This window comes from Streptomyces sp. NPDC101227, from assembly GCF_044767545.1.
Classification (GTDB): Bacteria; Actinomycetota; Actinomycetes; order Streptomycetales; family Streptomycetaceae; genus Streptomyces.
In genome coordinates, this window is sequence record NZ_JBIWOD010000001.1 from 693455 (window position 1) to 713541 (window position 20087).

A 20087-nucleotide genomic window follows, 5' to 3' on the forward strand; every position below is an offset into this window, starting at 1 on the left:
GCCCGTAAGCTGCGGGAACACCCCCAGCGAAGATCAACTGGGAGACTCTTGGGAGAGCTGCCATTCCTCAAGAACCTTACGGGCCATCTCGACTGACGTCTCGTCTCCCATGATTTTCTCCCACCGACGCCCGGATCAGCGTCGAGCCGCTCGACCTGGCTGATGTGATCCACGGCCCCGTGGACGCCCCCACCCCGCAGCTCCAGCCGTACCGGACGACGATCGCCGCACTCCTGCACCGGGCCCACGTCCGGCTCCTGGGCGGAGGCTGGTGCGCTGGCCGGTTGCGCGACGAGCAGGGTGCCCGCTGCCTGATCGGCGTCATTCGCGCAGTGGCCGGCAGCCGGCGAGAGGCAGACGACGCGTGCGTCGTTCTCCTCGACATCATCCGCGCCGAGTTCGACCCGAACGCCGAAACCATCGCCTCCTGGAACGACCGGCGCGCGACGGTCGCATGCCCGCCCGCATCCTCGGCCACGCCGCCGCCAGCGCCGGCGCCCGAGGCATCTAACGACCCTTGCCGAAAGGAACGCTGTGGCTCCCAAGCCGTGGAAGACCACCCGCACCGTTGCCGACCTAGGGCAGGCGATGGCCGACTGGCTCGAAGGGCGCACTCGCACCTGGCCCGGCTACGGCGCTCCCCACCCCGACGACGAGACCCGACACCTGATCCCCATCCTCGTCGCCGCCAACCGGGCCGGCTACGTCACCACCAACTCCCAGCCCGGACTGCCCCCTCCTGCGGCTACGGCGGCCGCATGTGGCGACAGCGCGCCGCTGTCGACGGCTGGATCACCGACGCCCGGCTCATCGTCCGAATTCGTTCCGAAGCAACCCGAGTGGGGCTCGCCGTCATCGCCAACCGGCCAGGGGAACGCAGCCACCCCGGGATCCCCGTCACCGAAGCCGGTGGCGAAGAAATGGCCGGGTTCGGCAGGTCGCCCGGCCACCGACGCCTTATCGCAAGCGAGTGGCGTGGTGTCGGCCGTCAGGCGCTCCGGGAGCTCCGAGACGCCACGCACCTCACGCTTATCGACACCGAATGGGGCCGAGACAACCGGCTCTGGCCCGCGCTCACTCGAGCCACGAGCTGCTGACCCCGGGGGGAGGCGTAAGCAACGGAAGCGTCACGAGACAGGGGAAAGGGTCCATCCAACCTTCAACTAGTGGATAGCATCCTGCTCCCACACGTCCCAGGGGGGATCATGAATTACCAGCAATACCCCACCCAGCCCGGACAACAGCCCCAGCCCGGTATGTACCCGCCGCCGCAGCCGAAGAAGATGGGCACTGGCGCCAAGGTCGGCATCGGGTGCGGAGGCGCATTCGCAGCCCTCCTCGTCATCGGGATCATCGGCGCCGTAGTCGGCGGGGGAGCCGGGGAGCCGGCGAAGGTCGACAAGGTAGCCGCGGCACCCAAGCACGCGTCCAAGGGCAACGCCAAGCAGGCCGAGGACAAGCCGAAGACGGAGTCGAAGCCGAGGGCCAAGCCCGCCGCGCCCAAGTCGGCCGTCGATAAGTTCAAGGCGTTCGTCGCTAAGAACGGCACCGCCACCGAAAAAGCCGCCGCCCAGCACATCACCAAAGTCCAAGGCGCCGACGAGCAGAACGACATCCTCGACTCTGTCGATATCTACACCGACTACACCGGCGGCATCATGGGCCCCCACGCCGCCGACGGCAAACTCATCGCCAGCGCGTTCGCCGACTGGAAGAACTCCAAGAACGGCCTCGTCACCATCTACGACAAGGCCGGCGAGATCCTCTCCAACGGCAACTTCTGAGCCGGCGGGACTGAGAGGTTCCCAGTAAGTAGTTGCCCAGAAACCCAAAGATGTCCTAGTCCCCTCAAGACAGCGGAACTATGCCTGAAAGCCTACGAAAGCCCCCGGCCGACACCGGGTGCTTTCCGCAACCCTGGGGAGGCGCAATGCACCCGGCCGAGCTTTACCCCGACGACCTCGTATACGTCGACGACGCCGAACGCGAGACCGGAGTGCCTCGAGCGACCATCCGCCAATGGGCAGCCCGCGGCAAAATCCGCCGCTACCCCGGCAACGGCCGGCCTTCAGGGCTCGGGCACGCACAGCGCACCATGTACGCCCTCCCCGAAATATGACAACAGGCCGCCACCTACCAGGCCATGCCGAAGTGCGCCCCCAAGGCTGCGTAACCACCGACAGGGCCCGCACACCCCCAGGCGGACGCCGGGCCTGCTGCCCGGCCCGAGGCGGCGCCCGCCGAGCAGCAGGCCAACAGCCGTGAGGAGGCCGTCAGTCCTTTGGCCGGCGCCACGGTCTCCCCTCGCCTCCAGGCCGCAGCGTCACGTCCGGATCCGGGCCGGTCCGCCGCTGACGAGCAGTCGCCACGATCGTGCCCAGCATCACCGCGCCAGCCATCACAGCCAGCACATCCCAGTCCTGAGCCAAGCTGACCAGCACCACCGCCAGCGCCGCGACGAATACACCAGCAGCCGCATCTGTCCGCATATCCCCACCCCCTACCGGTGGCCACAGCGTAGAGACGGAGGCGCCCCGTGCACAGGCGAACATGCTGGCGAGTGTGCTCCGTTGCCGGCTGCCCCGAGTCCACCGACCCGGGCGGGCGCTGCGAAGGGCACCGGCAAGAGGCCGAGCAGCGACGCGGCAGCTCCCGGCAGCGCGGCTACGGCCGCGAACACCAGCAGCGGTTCCGGCCCGGCGTCCTCGCCCGCTATCCCGTGTGCGCCCTGTGCCGTAAGGCACCGAGCCGGCACGCCGACCACTACCCGCTCAGCCGGCGCGAGCTCGTCGCGGGCGGCCTTGACCCCGACGCCCTGAAGTATGGACGTGGCTTGTGTCAGGCATGTCATGCCAGGGAGACCGCGCAGCACCAGCCGGGTGGTGGGAATCAATCGGCGAGCTGGTGACCGGACTGCTGTTGGGAGCCTGGCTCACGCGGCGACGGGCTCCACGCTGGGAGCCCGGTCCAGCAGCTCCAGGCGCTTGATCATTCGTCGTACAGCCAGCAACGGGATCACGCCGAACACGCCGAACGACATGTCGAGGACCGTCCACCCAAAGGGGATTCCCCGGATCGGGCCACAGATGAGCGCGAGCGGGATGATCCCGGCGCAGGCGATCATGCCGAACTCGATGACCCAGATGTTGCGTATGGGGTCGCGGTACGGCCCGTAGAAAGCGACTGCGATGACGAGGTGGGCGAACGCCAGCCAGTCGGTGCCGTAGAGCACGAAGGGGTACTGCATGTTGGTGGAGTCGAGGCCGTCGCGGACGCGCTGAATCCATTCCATGAGCCCGGGAAAGGTGTCGCCAATGGGTGCCGCCCAGGATGTGAGCGCGTCGTGGATGAGGTGCACTTCGGTGGCGAGAGGAAAGGCTGTGAGTCCGCTCAGCACCAGACAGACGATGAAGACGACCAGCCACACGCGTATGCGCCGTAGTAGCGCTCTTCGCTCGTTCATGCGCGCAGCGTACTCCCGGCTTTACCGGCGCTTTACGAGACCCCGGCGAATCTGCGCGCGACGGTGCGCGAGACCATTCTGGGCCCTCCGGCCAGGGCAACCGATGGTGGCCCCGTGTGATGTCTCGGCCGGCCCATCGTGGGGGCCCCTCTGGTGATCACCGCCAGACCGCCGGGGAGGGCTATCCGGGGCGCGGCAGGTTCACAACTTTCATGATCACTGTCCTGGCTACGTGCTGTGATCGTTGAATGGACCCCAATGTCCTTAGCTCTCCACCGAGTTCAGGCGGCGCCCGCGTCTGTCAGGGGTGCGGTTCACCACTGGTGATCAGTTCCCGGGAACGCAACCCACGGAAGTGGTGCAGTCGTCGATGCCAGGTGTGGGTGCTTCGTCATCCTGGCCGGGTGCGGCCGGCAGTGGGCGCCTGTCTGAGCTGCGGGGTCAGCCTCGAAGGATGGCTGGCGGGCGCCCAATTCTGTGGGAGGCGCTGTGGTGAAGTCGCCGGGGGAACCCGGTTGGCGGCTCCGCTGCTGAGCGTGTGTGTGAACGCGGCGGTGGCAAAAGACTGGAGCGGCACCCGCTTGGTGTCACCCAAGCGGTAGGCGAACGGAGCTCGAGCGGCTGGTTCGGCAGCAGGCCCCACGGTCGGATAAGCCGCGTTGGGGGCGACCTGAGCCTCGGTGGCGCCTTGCCCCTTCAAGATCTCCCGGCAAACGATCAAGATCACCTGTCAGGGGGCAGCCCGTACCGTGGTGGCATCACATCCGCGTTGCTGCTGCCCCGCCCGGCCCGGACAGCGCCCGTCGCGGGGTGCTGGCGTTCTGGAGCCGGATCGTCCAGCGGTCCACCGGGAGGATGAGATCCGCGGTCTCAACTGCCTGGCCGGCCGCGCCGGGCCTGGTGCGCACGAGCCGATAGGCGAGAGTGTCGATGGTCAACCCGAGTGCATGTGCCGGTTCCGCGCCGAGCGCGATGACGCCGAGCTCCACGACGTAGCTGCTGTGTGGTCGGCGTCGACCGCGCCACCAGCTGCCGACGAGCATCGGCGATCGGCCGAAGTCGGCCCGGATCACCGAACCCACCTCCCAAGTGGGTGATCCGGGGTCGGCTCTTCACGTCGGGGGGGGTGGGAGATGGGAGAAGAGTGGGAGATGATCATGACAGGGAGGCGGACGATTCTGCGTGAAGCTACGCGAATATGAGAGTTTCTCGCTGACCCCAAACGACTGAGAACCCCGAAATCTCTAGGTCCAGGAGCCCCGCTCGGTCAGCACCGTCCGCAGCGTCTCTATGTGATCGGTCATGATGCCATCCACGCCAAGGTCCAACAGCGCCGCCATCCGTTTCGCGTCATTGATCGTCCAGACATGGACCTGCATGCCCAGCGCATGCGCCGCCCGCAGGAACAGCGGGTCGACGACGGGGATGCCGGACTGCCGCTCGGGGACCTGCACACATACCGCGTTGCGCCGCACCGCCGCGCCCAGCAGCCGGTCCAGCGGCAGCACGCCGCGCCCGTACGAGCGCATCCGCAGCCCGGCCACGCCGCGGGTGCCGAGCGACGTCGCCAGCCGCGGGCCGGCCAGCCGCTGCGCGCGGGCGACCCGGGCCTCGGAGAAGGAGCCCACGCACACCCGGTCCCAGGCGTTGGTGCGGCGCAGCAGGTCCAGCAGCGGCGCGAGGGCGGCCTCCGCCTTGAGGTCGACGTTCCAGCGGGCCCCCGGGAATTCCTCCAGCAGCTCCTCGAACAGCGGCAGCGGCTCCCGGCCGCCGACCCGGGCCCGCTGCACCGCCCGCCAGGGAAGCGCCCCGATCTCGCCGCGGGTGTCGGTGACGCGGTCGAGGGTCGCGTCGTGGAAGGCGACGAGCTCGCCGTCCGAGGTGGCGTGGACGTCGGTCTCCAGATAGCGGTAGCCGAGGTCGACCGCGCGCCGGAACGCGGCGGCGGTGTTCTCCAGGCCGTCCGCCGCCCCGCCCCGGTGGGCGAAGGGGAGCGGGGCGGGGTGGTCGAGATAGGCGTGGCGGATGCGTATCGCTGAGGTCACTTTTGCAGTATTGCGCGCCCGGGTGAAGCGCCTCCGCGGGCCACCACCGGAGACGGCTGCTCGGGCAGTCCCTTGATCGCGAAGCGCCGGAGGAAGAACTGCGCCAGCGGCCCGATGGCCAGGGCGTAGACCACGGTGCCGGCACCGATGGAGCCGCCGAGCGCGAAGCCCGCCGCCAGGACGGTCACCTCGATGCAGGTCCGCACCAGCCGCACCGGGCGGCCGGTCCGCAGATGCAGTCCGGTCATCAGGCCGTCGCGGGGGCCGGGGCCGAAGCGGGCGGAGATGTAGAGGCCGGTCGCGGCGCCGTTGAGGACGACGGCGAAGGCCAGCAGCGGAATACGGGCGCCGAGCGAGGGGAGCTCGGGCACCAGCGTCAGCGTCGCGTCCATCACCAGCCCGAGGATCACCACGTTCGACACCGTTCCCAGGCCCGGACGCTGGCGCAGCGGAATCCACAGCAGCAGGATCAGCGCGCCGGAGACGATGGTGACGGTACCGATCGTCAGTCCCGTATGCCGGGAAATGCCCTGGTTCAGCACGCTCCATGGCTCCAGGCCCAGGTCGGCGCGCAGCATCAGCCCCATGCTCACGCCGTACAGCACCAGCCCCGCGTAGAGCTGGACCAGCCGCCGCGGCAGCAGCGCCCGCGGCATGCGGGCTCCCTCGCTGTCGGGTGCCCCCGTGCTGGGTGCCTCCGTGCCGGATGTCCCGGTATCGGATGGCTCGGTGCAGGATTCCCTGGTGCCGGAATCCCCGGTGATGGACATGACGCTTCCCCCTCCTGGCAGAATTGGACTGGCGCATGACACGATGTGGCAGGTATGGATTCCGGAAGTAGAGCCAATTCGGCAAAGGTGGACTGATTTCCATGGCTCAGTGGACTTCGGCGGTGGGCGCGCCCCAACTCGCCCGGCTGCTCCGGTCGCAGGCCCCCCGGGACGCCGAACTCACCGCCAACGGGCGCAAGTTGCCCGCCTACCGCACCCTCGCCGACGGCGTGCGCCTGCTCGTACTGGAGGGGCGGGTACCGGTCGCCGCCCGGCTCCCCGCCGAGCGGGAACTGGCCGCCGCCTTCGGGGTCAGCCGCACCACCGTCGCCGCCGCCTACGAGGCGCTGCGCGCCGAAGGGTTCCTGGAGTCCCGCCGCGGCTCCGGCAGTTGGACCGCCGTCCCGGCCGGCAACCCCCTGCCCACCCGCGGCCTGGAACCCCTGCCGCCGGAGGCCACCGGCTCCATGATCGACCTCGGCTGCGCCGCCCTCCCGGCGCCCGAGCCCTGGCTGACCCGCGGCGTCCAGGGTGCCATGGCCGACCTCCCGCTCTACGCCCACACCCACGGCGACTACCCGGCCGGCCTGCCGGTCCTGCGCCAGGCCCTCGCCGACCGCTACACCGCCCGCGGCATCCCCACCATGCCCGAGCAGATCATGGTGACGACCGGCGCGATGGGCGCCGTCGCCGCGATCTGCCGCCTGTGTACGAGCCCCGGCGAGCGGGTGGCCGTCGACTCTCCCTCGTACGCCAACATCCTCCAGCTGATGCGGGACGCCGGCGCCCGGCTCGTCCCCGTCGCCCTGGCGGAGCGGCTGGCCGGCTGGGACATCCCCGCCTGGCGCCAGGTGATGCGCGACGCGGCCCCCCGCATGGCCTACGTCGTCGCCGACTTCCACAACCCCACCGGCACCCTCGCCACCGACGACCAGCGCCGCCGCCTCGTCGACGCCGCGCGATCGGCCGGCACGCTGCTCGTCGTCGACGAGACCATGGCCGAACTCCACCTGGACGAGGACCCCGAACCACCGCGCCCGGTCTGCGCCTTCGACCCAGCGGGCAGCGCCGTGATCACCGTGGGCTCGGCCAGCAAGGCGTTCTGGGCCGGCATGCGGATCGGCTGGGTGCGCGCCGCGCCCGACATCATCCGCAGCCTGGTCGCCGCCCGCGCCTACTCCGACCTCGGCTCACCCGTCCTCGAACAGCTCGCCATCGCCTCGCTGCTGGAAGGCGGCGGCTGGGAGGACGCCGTCGAGATCCGCCGGCGGCAGGCCCGCGAGAACCGCGAGGCGATCGTCACCGCGGTACGCCGGCACCTGCCCGACTGGGAGTTCACGGTCCCGCACGGCGGCCTGACCCTGTGGGCCCGTACGGGCGGGCTGTCCGGTTCCCGCATCGCCGAGGCGGGGGAGCGGCTGGGGGTCCGCGTCCCGTCCGGCCCGCGGTTCGGGGTCGACGGCGCCTTCGAGGGCTTTGTGCGGCTGCCGTTCACGGTCAGTGGCGCGGTGGCCGAGGAGGCCGCCGTACGGCTGGCGGGCGCCGCGCGGCTGGTGGCCACGGGCGCCCCGATCGCCTCCGACGCGCGCCACGCCTTCGTCGCCTGACGGGACATCAGACGGAAGGGGGCTCAGCCCTCCAGGTGCGCGGCCTCGGACCCGTTGACGGCGATGGATCCGCCGTCGACGGTCGTCACCCGCGGGCCCCCGCCCAGGGGCCCGGCGCCCAGCGGCCCGGCGCCCAGCGGCCCGGCGTTCCGCGGCCCGGCCTCGGCCGCGGAGGGCCCGGACTTGGCGAACGACGTCGCCGCGGCCATCGGGACGGTCCGCTCGGGCAGCAGCGCCATGACCGCCAGCCGGTCCGCCTCGCTGGTCCCCTCGTCGAACGGGTCGGGCGTGGCCGGCACCTGGAGCCGCAGCACCGGCCCGCCGCCGAGCCGGGCATAGCCGCGGCCGGGCGGCACATAGGCGGTCGGCGTGGTGTGCGGCGGCGCCCCGAGCACCGCCCGCACCACCTCCGCCGTCGCCGGACCCAGGACCACCCGCGCCCTGGTGTAGGTCCGTACGGCATCGCTCAGCAACTCGGCGCTCTGGTACTGATCGGCCACCACGACGGTGACATTGGCCGCCCCGCCGTGCCGCAGCGGCACCTGGAGCAGCCGCTGGGGATCGTCCCGGCCCTCCGCGGCCGCGAGATGGGCCAGCGTCGTCGGACGGTCCGCGATGACCCACAGCGGCCGGCGGGTGTCCTCCGGCGCGGAATGGCCCGCCTGTCGCGCACGGTTCGACGAGATCAGCCGCCGCTCGGTCTCGTGCGCGGCCCATTCCAGCGTCGCCAGCGCCCCCGCGAGCCCGCTCTCCACCCCCAGCACGCCGCAGCGCCCGGCCAGGCACGCGAACTCCCCGGTGCCGCTGCCGTCGATGACCAGCACATCGCCGTCGACCAGCGCCTGCAGCGCGATGGACCGCAACAGCGTCGTGCCGCCCGTCCCCGGCTGCCCCAGGACCAGCAGATGCGGTTCGGTGGACCGCTGACCGGTGCGCCACAGCACCGGCGGCGCATCCTCCGGCTCCCCGCCCTGGACGACCGGCAGGGTCCGGTGCACGGCATCCGGGTCGGTGAACCCGAGGACCGTCTCGCCCGGCGAGGTGACGAAGCGCTGCGCCGCGATATCCGTGGGCAGCGCGTCGAGAACGCTCAGTACCAGCTGATTGGCCGCCTCGTCCCAAGCGAAGTGATACTCCCGGCCGCGGCCGGACTTGGCGTGCAGCACCTGCTCGATACGGGCCCGGCACGAGTCCTCGCCGTCGGTGAAATACGCCGGGTACTTCAGCTGCAGGCGCTCCAGCCGACCGTCGTCGTCGAAGCTGAACTCGGTGAAGGCCTGATCCCAGTCGCCGCCGTGGGTGTAGAGGGGACTGGGATCACCGTCGGCCGAGAAATACGGCACCAGCGCCTCGTAGAGCGCCTGCAGTCGCTCCGCCTCGGACTCGCTGGGGCCGCTTTCCGACGATCCGGGTTCCCGGCCCGCCCAGGCCGCCGCCCCCATCACCGAGAGGGCCGCGAGCAGCGGTCCGTACGGCACGACCGCCACGGCCAGTACACACGCGGCAACGAAGAAGAACAGTGGACCCCGGCGATCCTTGGGCGTCGCATCCCAGCGCTGTCTGCCGAGGGCGGCCAGTCGACGCAGTCCACGGCTGATGGTGATCAGCGGATGGAACACATCGGTGGCGCTGTCGGCGGCGGTGCGCGCGATTTCTCTGCTGCGCGCAAGGGAAGCGCTGTCGGTCAGGATGCGGGGCAGGGGGCGCCGGGCCACATCTGTCTCCTGTTGTTCGTGCGGTGGTCGTGACGGCTCGGCGTGGGCGGCGAGCCGGGGCGGTGAGGCGGGCTAGATCTTCAGCCCTCCCAGGAGGCTCGCGAGGCTGGCACCGCCGGCCTTGATGCTGGGCGCGATGGCGGAGCCCGCGAGGTAGAACCCGAAGAGCGCGCAGACCAGGGCGTGGGACAACTTGAGGCCGTCTTTGCGGAAGAAGAGGAAGACGATGACGCCGAGCAGGATGACGCCTGAAATGGACAGAATCATGGGGGTTCTCTCCTGGGTGGTGGGGACGATCACCATGAGTTCTTCCAACCTCACAGCAAGTATCAAGCCATCAAAAGCTGCGAATGGGTGATTTATCGTTGAAACCCCCCAGACGGGCCCCTCCTGTAGGGCGCGTCGCCTGGAACTGTGCTTCGCGTGTCGCGCCCCGATCCCGCCACCCGGCGCCCCCGCGTCCTCCGGCACAATCGGGGGGTGTCGAAGAAGAAGCCGCTGAAGAAGCCGCACCGCCCGGCCGCCGTGACCCCCGCCTCGCCCTGCCCCTGCGGACGCGAGGCGACCTACGCCGACTGCTGCGGCGCGTGCCATGCGGGGCGCGCCGCCGCCCCCACCGCGGAGCGGCTGATGCGCTCGCGCTACAGCGCCTTCGTCGTCGGTGACGCCGGATATCTGCTGCGTACCTGGCACCCGACGACCCGGCCGGCGGGCCTGGAATTCGTCTCGGGGCAGCGGTGGACCGGCCTGGAGATCCTCGGCGCCACCGGCGGCAGCGCCTTCCACGCCGAGGGCACGGTGGAGTTCCGCGCGCACTACACGCTGCAGGGGCACGCCGAGAACCAGCACGAGAACAGCCGCTTCGTCCGCGAGAACGGCCTGTGGTTCTACGTGGACGCCCTGCCGTCCGCCTGACCCCGGCCCACCGGTGCGCCGCCCACTAGGTCGGACCTACCGCCCGCGCAACATCAACTGCTCGATCTCGCGGCGGTCGCGCTTGGTGGGGCGTCCCGCACCGCGGTCGCGGACGGGGGCGACGGGGGCCTCCTCGCGCGGCGGGGGCGGCGGGCTGTTGTCGATGAAGCACTCCGCGGCGACGGGCGGGCCCACCCGCTTGCGCACCAGCTTCGAGACGACCACGATCCGCTCCCGGCCCGCGTGGCGCAGCCGCACCTCGTCGCCGTTGCGTACGCCGTGCGCAGGCTTCACCCGGTCGCCGTTGACGCGTACGTGCCCCGCACGGCAGGCCGCGGTGGCCTGCGAACGCGTCTTGATCAGCCGTACCGACCAGATCCAGCTGTCGATACGGGTGGTGGTCCCCTCGTCTGAAGCCATGACACGACTCTAGGCCGAGTGGGGGCGGGTGTGCGGGAATTAAGCGGGCGGGCGGAAATCAAGCGGATGCCTTCTTGCCCGTCCGCTTCGCCGGGGCCTTCTTGGCGGCGGACTTGGCGCCGGCCTTGGCGCTGGTCCCGGTGCCGGTCCTGGCGGCGCTTGCCGACGAGCGCGCGGCGGCCTTGCCGGTGGCCTTCTTGGCCGTCGCCGACTCCTTGGCCGTCGCCGTCTTCTTCGCGGGGGCCTTCTTCGCGGTCGTCTTCTGTCCGGCGGCCTTCTTGGCGGGTGCCTTCTTCGTCGCGGCCCTGGCCGTGCCGCCGGTCTTCTCCGCCGGCGCCTGGCCCGCCTTCCCGGCCGTCTTCCGTCCCCGCAGCGGCGTGACCGACGCGGACCGCCCGGACTCCGTGCCCCCCTGGGCCGCCGCGACGCTCTTCTCCAGCGCGGCCATCAGATCGATGACCTGGCCGCCGGCGCCCGAGGTGTCGGGCGCGACCGGCACCCCGCCCGCCAGCTTCTGGGCGGCCAGCTGCTCGACGGCCTCGCGGTAGTCGTCGTGGAGTTCGTCGGGGTCCAGTTCGCCCAGGGTGTCCATGAGCGTCTCGGCGAGCGTGAGCTCGTTCTCGCGGATCTTGACATCGGCCTGCGGTCCCAGCCCGGTCGCCGGCCGGATCTGGTCGGGCCACAGCAGCGAATGCATCACGATGGCCCCGTCGTGCGCCCGCAGCATCACCAGCGACTCCCGCCCGCGCATCGCCACCTTGCCGATCGCGACCTTGTGCTGGTGCTCCAGGGCCTCCCGCAGCACCGCGTACGGCTTGGTGGCGGAGGATCCGTTCGGGCCCAGATAGTAGGCCTTGTCCATCTGGAGGGGGTCGATCTCGGCGGCGTCGACGAACGCCAGGATCGCCAGCGTCTTGGCGGTCGGCATCGGCAGCCGGGCCAGGTCCTCGTCGGTGATCTGGACGATCGCGTCGTCATCCGGCGCCTGGTACCCCTTGCCGACCTCTTCGTTCGGCACCTCTTCCCCGTCCAGCTCACAGATCTTGCGGTACCGGATCTGCGCCCCGTCCTTGGCGTGAATGCGGGCGAACGAGACCGACGAGGTGCGGTCCGTCGCGCTGTACGTCTTCACGGGGATGGTGACCAGGCCAAATGAAATGGACCCATTCCAGATGGAACGCATGTTTCATCCCTTAAATCCGGATCTGTGGGATTCTCATCGTATGTCGCCGATCACCGTCGTGGAGGGGCGGCGCCTCTCGCTGACCAACCTGGACAAGGTCATCTATCCCGAGACCGGCACGACCAAGGGCGAGGTGGTGCACTACTGCACCGTCACCGCCGACCCGCTCCTCGCGCACCTCCACGACCGGCCGCTCTCCTTTCTGCGCTACCCCGACGGGCCGGACGGCCAGCGCTTCTTCACCAAGAACGTGCCACCCGGGACGCCCTCCTGGGTGGAGACCTGCGAGGTCCCGCACACGACCTCCGGGCCCACCCGCCAGGTCCTGCTGCAGGACCTCTCCTCGCTGGTCTGGGCCGCCAACCTGGTCGTCGAACTGCACGCGCCCCAATGGACCAGCGGTGCGCCGGGCCGCGCCGACCGGCTCGTCCTCGACCTCGACCCCGGCGACCCGGCCACCATCGTGGAATGCTGCGCCGCGGCCGCCTGGCTGCGCGACCGGCTGGCCGCCGACGGCCTCAACGTCCACGCCAAGACGAGCGGTTCCAAGGGCCTGCACCTCCTCGTGCCCATCGAACCCACCCCCTCGGAACGGACCACGGCCTACGCGAAGCGCCTCGCGGTCGAGGCGCAGGCGGCCCTCCCGGACCTCGTCGTGCACAAGATGACCAAGGCGCTGCGCCCCGGCAAGGTCTTCATCGACTTCTCCCAGAACGCCGCCGCCAAGACCACCGCGGTCGCCTACACGCTGCGCGCCCGCGCGACCCCCACCGTCTCCACCCCCGTCACCTGGGACGAGATCGCCGCCTGCGCCGACCCCGGCCAACTCGCCTTCCTCTTCGACGACATCGCGCCCCGCCTCGCCCGTCACGGCGACCTGCTCGCCCCGCTCCTCGACCCCGACCGCGCCCGACCGCTCCCGAGCGGCCGTCCGTGACGGTGTCGCGCGTCTGCCCCCCGGCTCATCCGCGTGACACACCATCACGGAAAGTGTTCACGAGTATTTCTGACGGACTTTCGGTGACCTTTTGACGGCGTTTCCTGACGGCGAATGAACAATTCACCGGCTTGGCGCCTTTGGTGCGCCATGGGACCAGTTGCCTGTTCGCCACCGGGTAACCACATAACTCTCGCCCCGTGTTCACACTGTGGTGAATGCCGCGATGGAAAGCTTCTTGAGGCCGTATACCCAACGGCCGGCGCCGGTCGTGCCCCCACGTTTCACGGCTCGGTGCCACATTTCGGGGAGAGGACACCATCCGTGGACAACACCCGCTTGACGCGTCGCGCCCGAATCGCGCTGACCGTGGCCGCCGGAACCGCACTGGCGGCGCTGGCCGTCCAGATCCCGTCCACCGCCACGGCCGGTACGGCGACCGGCTCGGCGCCCGGTGCGGCGGCGCAGGGCAGATCCGTCGCCGCGTACGACGACACGTACTACAAGGACGCGATAGGAAAGACCGGTCAGGAACTCAAGAATTCGCTGCACCAGATCATCAGCAGCACCCAGACCGGGAAACTGTCCTATTCGCAGGTCTGGGACGCGCTCAAGGAAACCGACCAGGACCCGGCCAACAGCGCCAACGTCATTCTGCTGTATACCGGCCGGTCCGAGAGCAAGAACTCCAGCGGCGGTAATCCGGACGACTGGAACCGCGAGCACGTCTGGGCGAAATCCCATGGTGATTTCGGTACGGCCACCGGACCCGGCACCGACATTCACCACCTCCGCCCGGCGGACGTGTCCGTCAACAGCACCCGCGGCAATAAGGACTTCGACAACGGCGGCACGGAGGTCGGGGAGGCGCCGGGCAATTACACCGACGGCGATTCCTTCGAGCCCCGTGACGCCGACAAGGGCGATGTGGCGCGGATGATCCTCTACATGGCCGTCCGCTACGACGGCGGCGACGGGTTCCCCGACCTCGAGCCCAACGACAAGGTGGACAACGGCTCCGCGCCGAACATCGGGCGGATCTCCGTCCTCAAGAAGTGGAGCGACCAGGACCCGCCGTCCTCCTTCGAACAGCACCGCAACCAGGTGATATTCGACAAGTACCAGCACAACCGGAACCCGTTCATCGACCACCCCGAGTGGGTCGACCAGATCTGGTAGCCGCCACCCGTCCGCGACCCCGGCCGCCGCACCGTACGGCCCAGGCCCACCGGTGCCCGGCCGGGGTCGCCGGCAGTCGAGGAGGCCCGTATGCCGGCGGCCGGCCGTGCCGGTCCGGATATCCCGGGCGGACATTCCTGACCCCATTGGGGCGGGCATTGCGGGCGGATGGGCGCCGCTCGGTGTAGCGTCCTGATCAGCTGTCGTGGTTCCGAAGTGCCGGACGCCCGTGTCGCATTCACGGGCGTTCTTGCTGTGTGCAGTGCGTCTCCGGACCAGGGCGATCACCTCCGGGTTCCGCAGGTCGCGGAAGCCGATTCAAGCCCGTTTTGACGAAGGAGACAGGGTTTATGGCCAGCGGCACCGTGAAGTGGTTCAACTCCGAAAAGGGTTTCGGATTCATCGCGCAGGACGGCGGCGGCGCCGACGTATTCGCGCACTATTCGAACATCGATGCCCAGGGCTTTCGTGAGCTCCAGGAAGGCCAGAAGGTGACCTTCGAGGTCACCCAGGGCAACAAGGGCCCCCAGGCGGAGAAGATCCGCCTGACCGCGGTCTGATCCCGCCCATGGCCAGGGCGCCCGTCCCGTACCGGGAGCGGGCGCCCTGGCTTGCCGGGGCTCCTCCCGTGGTCGTCAGGTCCGCGGCGGCTGGTCCTGGTCCCCCGGCCTGCCGTACTGCTCCCTGAGCTTGTCCTGGGCGGCGTCGACCTGCCCCCGGTACTTGCCCTCGGTCTTGGTGTCGACGAAGTCCCCGGCCTTGTCGATGCCCTTGTCGGCCTGCGATTCATGGCCCTTGAGCATCTGCTTGATCTTGTCCAACATGGACATGGGACACCTTCCTCAGCACGATCCCCCACGCCTCCAGCATCGCCCCCCGCCGCGCGGTCTGCATCCGCGCCACCGGAACCGCGCGAGCCCGCCGCCGTCACCCGTTCGGGTCAGTCCGTCCCCGGCATGTGACGCGACAGCCCATCGGCCCGCTCGACGAGCACGGCGCCGCGGTCCGGCCGAGAATGCAGCGGTGAGCGATGAACAGTGCACTGCCGACGACGACGCGCCCCGCCGCATGCCGTCCCGCGAGCAACGACGGCTCGCGCGGAGGGCGCTGGCCGGCCGGGCGCGGGACGCGGACGACCTGTCGCTGCTGATGGACATGCTGGGCCTGGACCCGGCCGGCGACCCCTGCCATGACGCGGCCCACGAGCGGCCGGCGGACCACGAGCGCGACTCGGGGCGCGAGCGGCGGCACGACGCCCGCCGCGACACCTGCGCCGACGCGCGCTCGCGGTCGGCCGAACCCGGCTGACGCTCAGCGCCCGCCCGCGCGGACCAGCCGCAAGGTGACGATCTGGAACGGCCGCAGCGCCATGCGGACCCGGTTCCCTTCGCGCTCCAGCGCCGGGCCGTCGTCCGTCGGGCGTTCCAGAAGGTCCGTGGCGAGCGCGTCACTCAGCGCGAAGCCGGTCGTGAGGGTGGCCCTGGCCCGTCCGCCGTGGGCCTCGTGGAGGCGGACGATCACATCTCCGCTCGCGTCGTCGGCGAGCTTGACGGCCGTGACGACCGTGGCGTCGTTGTCGACCGTGACCAGGGGCGGTACGGGGCCCGAGCTGGCGATGCGCCGTTCGGGGAGGTTGATGCGGTGGCCTTCGCGCACGGCGTCGGCGAGGGTCGCCCCGGGGGCGAGCGCGTAGCGGAAGCGGTGCAGGCCCTGGTCGGTCTCCGGGTCGGGGAAGCGCGGGGCGCGCAGCAGGGAGAGCCGTACGGTCGTGGTCGTGCCGGGGGCGTCGCCGTCCCGGACGGTGCGGGTGACGTCATGCCCGTAGAGGCAGTCGTTGACCAGCGCCACGCCCCAGCCCGGCTCCTCGGCGTGAACAAACCGGTGCGCACAGGCCTCGAACTTGGCCGCCTCCCAGCTGGTGTTGGTGTGGGTGGGCCGGTACAGATGCCCGAACTGGGTTTCCGCCGCGTACCGCTCGGCATGCAGGTCCAGCGGGAAGGCGGCCTTGAGGAACTTCTCCGTCTCGTGCCAGTCGACCTCGGTGGCGATGTCGAGGCGCCGCTGACCGCGTGCCAGGGTCAGTTCCTGTACGACACGCGAGGCGCCGAAGGAGCGGGCGACGCGGACCGTCGCCGCCTCCGGCCCCACCGCGCCCAGCGTCACCTCGTCCGCCTGGGTGAGATCGGTGACGACATTGCGGTAGAAGGAGTCCACGTCCCAGGCGTCCCACATGTTCGGGAAGTCGGGGTGGATCTGGAGGAGGTTGGCGACGCTGCCGGGCGCGAGGGCTTCGCGGCCAGAGGCCACGTCGTGGACCGATCCGACCAGCCCGCGGCCGTCGACCCCGATGCGCAACAGCCCGTTGTCGAGGGTGAATCCGCCGTCGGGCCGGGTCTCGGCACGCACCTGCGGCCCCTCGTCAGCCGCGACGCCGATGGCCCCGGCGGCGACCCCGCCGCGGGCGTGCGGCGCCGAGTTCACCGTCAGGCCGTCGCTCCCCTCGCCGGCCAGCGCGGCCAGCGCCGCCGCGATGATGCCGTCGAGCTCGGCGGCCACCGCGGCGTAGGTCCGCTCCGCCTCGCGGTGCACCCAGGCGATGGACGATCCCGGCAGGATGTCATGGAACTGGTGCAGCAGCACCGTTTTCCAGATGCGGTCCAACTCCTCGTAGGGATAGGGGTGTTGCGTCAGTACGGCAGCCGTCGCCGACCAGAGTTCGGCCTCCCGCAGCAGATGTTCGCTGCGCCGGTTGCCGCGCTTGGTCCTCGCCTGGCTGGTGAGCGTCCCCCGGTGCAGCTCCAGGTACAGCTCACCCACCCATACCGGCGCATGGGGGTATTCCGCCTCCGCCTTCGCGAAGAAGTCCGCGGGCTTCTCCCACCGCACCGTGGCGGAGCCGTCCAAGTCCCGAAGCCTGCGGGCCTTGGCGATCATCTCGCGCGTCGTGCCGCCACCGCCGTCGCCCCAGCCGGTCGGCGCGAGCGAGTGCCGCGCCACGCCCTTGTCCTTGAAGTTCCGGGCCGCATGGGCGATTTCGCCGCCCGCCATCTGGCAGTTGTAGGTGTCCACCGGCGGGAAGTGGGTGAAGATCCGGGTGCCGTCGATGCCCTCCCAGCGGAAGGTGTGATGTGGAAAGGCATTGATCTGACTCCAGGAGATCTTCTGCGTCAGCAGCCATTTCGAGCCCGCCGCCTTGATGATCTGGGGCAGCCCCGCGGCGAAGCCGAAGGTGTCCGGCAGCCATGCCTCGTCGTTCTCGACGCCGAACTCCTCCAGGAAGAACCGCTTCCCGTGTACGAACTGACGGGCCATCGCCTCCGACCCCGGCATATTGGTGTCCGACTCCACCCACATCCCGCCCGCCGGTACGAACCGCCCCTCCGCCACCGCCTTCTTGACCCTGGCGTAAACCTCCGGGCGGTGCTCCTTGATCCAGGCGTACTGCTGCGCCTGTGACATGGCGAAGACGAACTCCGGCTCGTCCTCCAGCAGCGCCGTCATATTCGACGCCGTACGCGCCACCTTCCGCACGGTCTCCCGCAGCGGCCACAGCCACGCCGAGTCGATATGCGCATGCCCCACCGCGCTGATCCGGTGCGCGGACGCCGCCGCGGGCGCCGCCAGTACCTCGCGCAGCGCCGAACGCGCCCGCCCCGCCGACCCGTTGACGTCCTGCAGATCCACCAGGTCCAGCGCCCGGCCCACCGCCCGCAGCACCTCCCAGCGCCGGGGGCTGTCCACCGCCAGCTCCGGCATCAGCTCGCCGAGCACTTCCAGATCCTGGATCAGCTCCCATACCGCGGTGTCGAACACCGCCAGATCCAGCCGCGCCAGCCGGTACAGGGGCTCGCCGCCCGCCGTCTCCGGGTCGCCCAGCGGGGTGGGCCGGAAGGGCGGGACGCCGAGGATCACCGGATTGGACGCCGCCTCCAGATGCCACTCGACACGCTCCCCGCCCCGCACCGGCGCGCCCACCCGCACCCACTGATTGCGCGGATTGAGGGCCTTCACCGGGCCGCCGTCGGGGGTGTGAACGAGCGCTTCGCACTGAAAGCCCGGCATCCGCTCGTCGAACCCGAGGTCGAGCACCGCCTCCACGGTGCGCCCGGCCCACTCCCGCGGCACCCGCCCCCGCACCTTGAACCAGGTCGTCGCCCAGGGCGCACCCCAGGCATCGCCCACGGCCACCGGGGCGTGCTTCGCGGCCAGCCCCTCCGCCACGGGCACGGGGCCACCCGGCGCGACCCAGGCAGACACCTCCAAGGGGACCGATTCCGGGTACAGGGCGGGCCGGATGCGCTCGTTCAGCACGCGCGTGAGACGGGCTTCGACCAGGGCGCGATCGTCATGCATGGGGCGGCTCCGAGGAGAGAGTCGGGGAGGAGAGGGCAGAGCGGGGGCTACCAGGGGTACGTGGACCGGACGGCGGTCGGGAACAGGCGGCGGGACAGCGGGAACGGGTGCTGGGGCATGGCGGCGGGCGCTCCTCCGGCGAGGTCCTCTGGATGGTCCTGCGACTCTCCGGTCGGTCTCGGGTGGCCTCCGGTGCGGGGACGGGCTGCTCAGCCGGCGTCGTCGGCCGTGCACACCTCCGTGATCCCGCGAGACACCAAATGGGCTTCGTCACCGGCCAGTTCGGCCAGTACGAGAGAGGGCCGCGCGCCTTGCGCGGTGAGCCTCATCCAGGCTTCGAAGACGGCACCACCGGGTGCGCACACCGAGCGGAACGGCGCGGCCGCCGCCCCGCCGACATCGACGACCAGCGCCGTGCTCCGGACCCCGGGGCGGTGCGCCCTGCCGCGCCACTCCTCGACCAGCGCGGCGATCGCCTTCCCCGCGGGCTTGACCGTACGGTCGGTGCGCAGCAGCCCGAGCCCGTACTCCAGCTCGGGGAAGTCCGCCAGCGACCGCGCGACGTCATGCGAGCACCACCAGGTGACGCCCCACAGATCCGGGCAGTCCAGCGCGTTGCGGACGGTGGCCTCGGTGAAGCGCGCCGCCCGGTCCTCGGGGATGTGCGGGGCGGGGGCGCCGACCTCCTGGAGCCATACGGGGCGGTGCGGGTCGGTGGCCCAGGCCTTGGACAGCTCGACCAGATACGCGGCGTGCTGCTCGGTGGCGGTGCCGGCCGGGCCGTGGCGCTGCGCGGTGCCGTTGAACACCCACGAGTGCACGGCGGTCGCGGCGCCGAGCCGGGCGGCCTGGGCGGGCGTGAACGGATGCCCGTCCCGGTACCAGGCGGCGTCGTACGCGGCATGCAGATGCATCCGGCCCGGCGCGCCCCGCTCGCATGCCGCCAGCATCCGCTCGAGCCAGGCCGTGGCCTGGGCGCCGGTGATGCGGTCCGGGTCCGGGTGCGGTCCGTCGGAGAACTGGTTGATCTCGTTGCCGAGCGTCATGCCGAGGAAATGGGGCCGGTCGGCGAGGGCGGCCGCGAGCGTCCGCAGATACTCCTCCTGGCCGGCCAGTACCTCGGGGTCGGTGAAGAGATTGCGGCGGTGCCAGGTCCGCGTCCAGGCGGGCAGGAAGTCGAAGCTGGAGAGGTGGCCCTGGAGGCCGTCGACGCTGATGTCCAGGCCGCGCTCCGCGGCGGCGTCCGCCAGCTGGACGAGCTGCTCCACGGCGCGCGGCCGGATCAGCGTGCGGTTGGGCTGGAAGAGCGGCCAGAGCGGAAAGACCCGGATATGGTCCAGGCCGAGGCCGGCGAGGGAGTCGAGATCGGCGCGCACGGCATCCAGGTCGAAGTCCAGCCAGTGGTGGAACCACCCCTGGGAGGGCGTGTAGTTGGCGCCGAAGCGCACCTGGCGGGTCTGCGGCACGGGCATGGGCATCCTGCGCTTCCTGTGAGTACGG

The 20087-nt window shown here is 70.6% G+C and carries 20 protein-coding genes and 2 pseudogenes; 10 read left to right on the plus strand and 12 right to left on the minus strand.

Going from position 1 to position 20087, the window contains the following annotated elements; all coding sequences use genetic code 11:
* Positions 1-534: 534 nt before the first annotated feature.
* From ACIRPT_RS03145 to ACIRPT_RS03160, 4 genes and pseudogenes are all read left to right on the plus strand, one after another.
* Positions 535-714, plus strand: a pseudogene (locus tag ACIRPT_RS03145) (DUF6919 domain-containing protein); the annotation flags it as partial.
* A 41-nt stretch (positions 715-755) separates the two neighbouring features.
* Positions 756-1097, plus strand: a pseudogene (locus ACIRPT_RS03150) (DUF6919 domain-containing protein); the annotation flags it as partial.
* A gap of 108 nt (positions 1098-1205) precedes the next feature.
* Complete coding sequence (locus tag ACIRPT_RS03155) at positions 1206-1784, plus strand: hypothetical protein (protein ID WP_403821339.1); 579 nt, start codon at positions 1206-1208, stop codon at positions 1782-1784.
* Between the two features lie 146 nt (positions 1785-1930).
* A complete protein-coding gene (locus tag ACIRPT_RS03160; RefSeq protein ID WP_403821342.1) occupies positions 1931-2119 on the plus strand; it encodes a hypothetical protein in 189 nt (62 codons plus the stop codon).
* Between the two features lie 154 nt (positions 2120-2273).
* Here the strand turns inward: ACIRPT_RS03160 and ACIRPT_RS03165 are convergent, their stop codons facing one another.
* From ACIRPT_RS03165 to ACIRPT_RS03185, 5 genes are all read right to left on the minus strand, one after another.
* On the minus strand, positions 2274-2489 hold the full coding sequence (locus tag ACIRPT_RS03165) for a hypothetical protein (RefSeq protein ID WP_403821345.1): 216 nt from the start codon (positions 2487-2489) through the stop codon (positions 2274-2276).
* Positions 2490-2932: 443 nt separating this feature from the next.
* The gene (locus ACIRPT_RS03170) at positions 2933-3463 is read right to left on the minus strand and encodes a hypothetical protein (protein ID WP_403821347.1); all 531 of its coding nucleotides are present in this window, start codon (positions 3461-3463) and stop codon (positions 2933-2935) included.
* Between the two features lie 758 nt (positions 3464-4221).
* The gene (locus ACIRPT_RS03175; RefSeq protein ID WP_403821349.1) at positions 4222-4536 is read right to left on the minus strand and encodes a hypothetical protein; all 315 of its coding nucleotides are present in this window, start codon (positions 4534-4536) and stop codon (positions 4222-4224) included.
* Positions 4537-4707: 171 nt separating this feature from the next.
* A complete protein-coding gene (locus ACIRPT_RS03180) occupies positions 4708-5508 on the minus strand; it encodes a glycerophosphodiester phosphodiesterase family protein (RefSeq protein WP_403821352.1) in 801 nt (266 codons plus the stop codon).
* The gene (locus ACIRPT_RS03185; RefSeq protein WP_403821355.1) at positions 5505-6164 is read right to left on the minus strand and encodes a YitT family protein; all 660 of its coding nucleotides are present in this window, start codon (positions 6162-6164) and stop codon (positions 5505-5507) included. The genes ACIRPT_RS03180 and ACIRPT_RS03185 overlap by 4 nt, the downstream gene beginning before the upstream one ends.
* Before the next feature lie 215 nt (positions 6165-6379).
* On the opposite strand from ACIRPT_RS03185, the gene ACIRPT_RS03190 reads away from it, so the two are divergent.
* The gene (locus tag ACIRPT_RS03190) at positions 6380-7885 is read left to right on the plus strand and encodes a PLP-dependent aminotransferase family protein (RefSeq protein WP_403821358.1); all 1506 of its coding nucleotides are present in this window, start codon (positions 6380-6382) and stop codon (positions 7883-7885) included.
* Between the two features lie 23 nt (positions 7886-7908).
* Here ACIRPT_RS03190 and ACIRPT_RS03195 read toward each other — a convergent pair whose 3' ends face one another.
* Both ACIRPT_RS03195 and ACIRPT_RS03200 read right to left on the minus strand, forming a co-directional pair.
* Positions 7909-9600, minus strand: a complete 1692-nt coding sequence (locus ACIRPT_RS03195) for a hypothetical protein (protein ID WP_403821361.1) — start codon at positions 9598-9600, stop codon at positions 7909-7911.
* 72 nt (positions 9601-9672) lie between these two features.
* Positions 9673-9867: a hypothetical protein gene (locus ACIRPT_RS03200; protein ID WP_400059771.1), complete on the minus strand. Its 195-nt coding sequence runs from the start codon at positions 9865-9867 to the stop codon at positions 9673-9675.
* A 213-nt stretch (positions 9868-10080) separates the two neighbouring features.
* On the opposite strand from ACIRPT_RS03200, the gene ACIRPT_RS03205 reads away from it, so the two are divergent.
* Positions 10081-10515 carry a YchJ family protein gene (locus ACIRPT_RS03205; RefSeq protein WP_403821364.1) on the plus strand — a complete coding sequence of 145 codons (435 nt, stop codon included), beginning with the start codon at positions 10081-10083 and terminating at the stop codon, positions 10513-10515.
* Positions 10516-10551: 36 nt separating this feature from the next.
* Here ACIRPT_RS03205 and ACIRPT_RS03210 read toward each other — a convergent pair whose 3' ends face one another.
* Positions 10552-10935, minus strand: a complete 384-nt coding sequence (locus tag ACIRPT_RS03210; RefSeq protein WP_403821367.1) for an RNA-binding S4 domain-containing protein — start codon at positions 10933-10935, stop codon at positions 10552-10554.
* Positions 10936-10993: 58 nt separating this feature from the next.
* Complete coding sequence (locus tag ACIRPT_RS03215; protein WP_403821370.1) at positions 10994-12118, minus strand: Ku protein; 1125 nt, start codon at positions 12116-12118, stop codon at positions 10994-10996.
* A 40-nt stretch (positions 12119-12158) separates the two neighbouring features.
* Between ACIRPT_RS03215 and ligD the strand changes: the two genes are divergently transcribed.
* The 3 genes from ligD to ACIRPT_RS03230 all read left to right on the plus strand — a co-directional run bounded on the left by ligD (position 12159) and on the right by ACIRPT_RS03230 (position 14794).
* A complete protein-coding gene (gene ligD / locus ACIRPT_RS03220; RefSeq protein WP_403821374.1) occupies positions 12159-13055 on the plus strand; it encodes a non-homologous end-joining DNA ligase in 897 nt (298 codons plus the stop codon).
* A 324-nt stretch (positions 13056-13379) separates the two neighbouring features.
* Positions 13380-14234, plus strand: coding sequence for an endonuclease I family protein (locus ACIRPT_RS03225; RefSeq protein WP_403821377.1), 855 nt, complete (start codon positions 13380-13382; stop codon positions 14232-14234).
* A 350-nt stretch (positions 14235-14584) separates the two neighbouring features.
* Positions 14585-14794, plus strand: coding sequence for a cold-shock protein (locus ACIRPT_RS03230; protein ID WP_403821380.1), 210 nt, complete (start codon positions 14585-14587; stop codon positions 14792-14794).
* A gap of 75 nt (positions 14795-14869) precedes the next feature.
* Here ACIRPT_RS03230 and ACIRPT_RS03235 read toward each other — a convergent pair whose 3' ends face one another.
* Complete coding sequence (locus ACIRPT_RS03235; RefSeq protein ID WP_403821383.1) at positions 14870-15064, minus strand: antitoxin; 195 nt, start codon at positions 15062-15064, stop codon at positions 14870-14872.
* A gap of 193 nt (positions 15065-15257) precedes the next feature.
* Between ACIRPT_RS03235 and ACIRPT_RS03240 the strand changes: the two genes are divergently transcribed.
* On the plus strand, positions 15258-15542 hold the full coding sequence (locus tag ACIRPT_RS03240; protein WP_403821386.1) for a hypothetical protein: 285 nt from the start codon (positions 15258-15260) through the stop codon (positions 15540-15542).
* 3 nt (positions 15543-15545) lie between these two features.
* On the opposite strand, the gene ACIRPT_RS03245 is transcribed toward ACIRPT_RS03240, so the two are convergent.
* Together ACIRPT_RS03245 and ACIRPT_RS03250 are read right to left on the minus strand one after the other, a co-directional pair.
* The gene (locus ACIRPT_RS03245; protein WP_403821389.1) at positions 15546-18587 is read right to left on the minus strand and encodes an alpha-mannosidase; all 3042 of its coding nucleotides are present in this window, start codon (positions 18585-18587) and stop codon (positions 15546-15548) included.
* A 209-nt stretch (positions 18588-18796) separates the two neighbouring features.
* A complete protein-coding gene (locus ACIRPT_RS03250; protein WP_403821392.1) occupies positions 18797-20065 on the minus strand; it encodes a glycosyl hydrolase in 1269 nt (422 codons plus the stop codon).
* Positions 20066-20087: the final 22 nt, after the last annotated feature.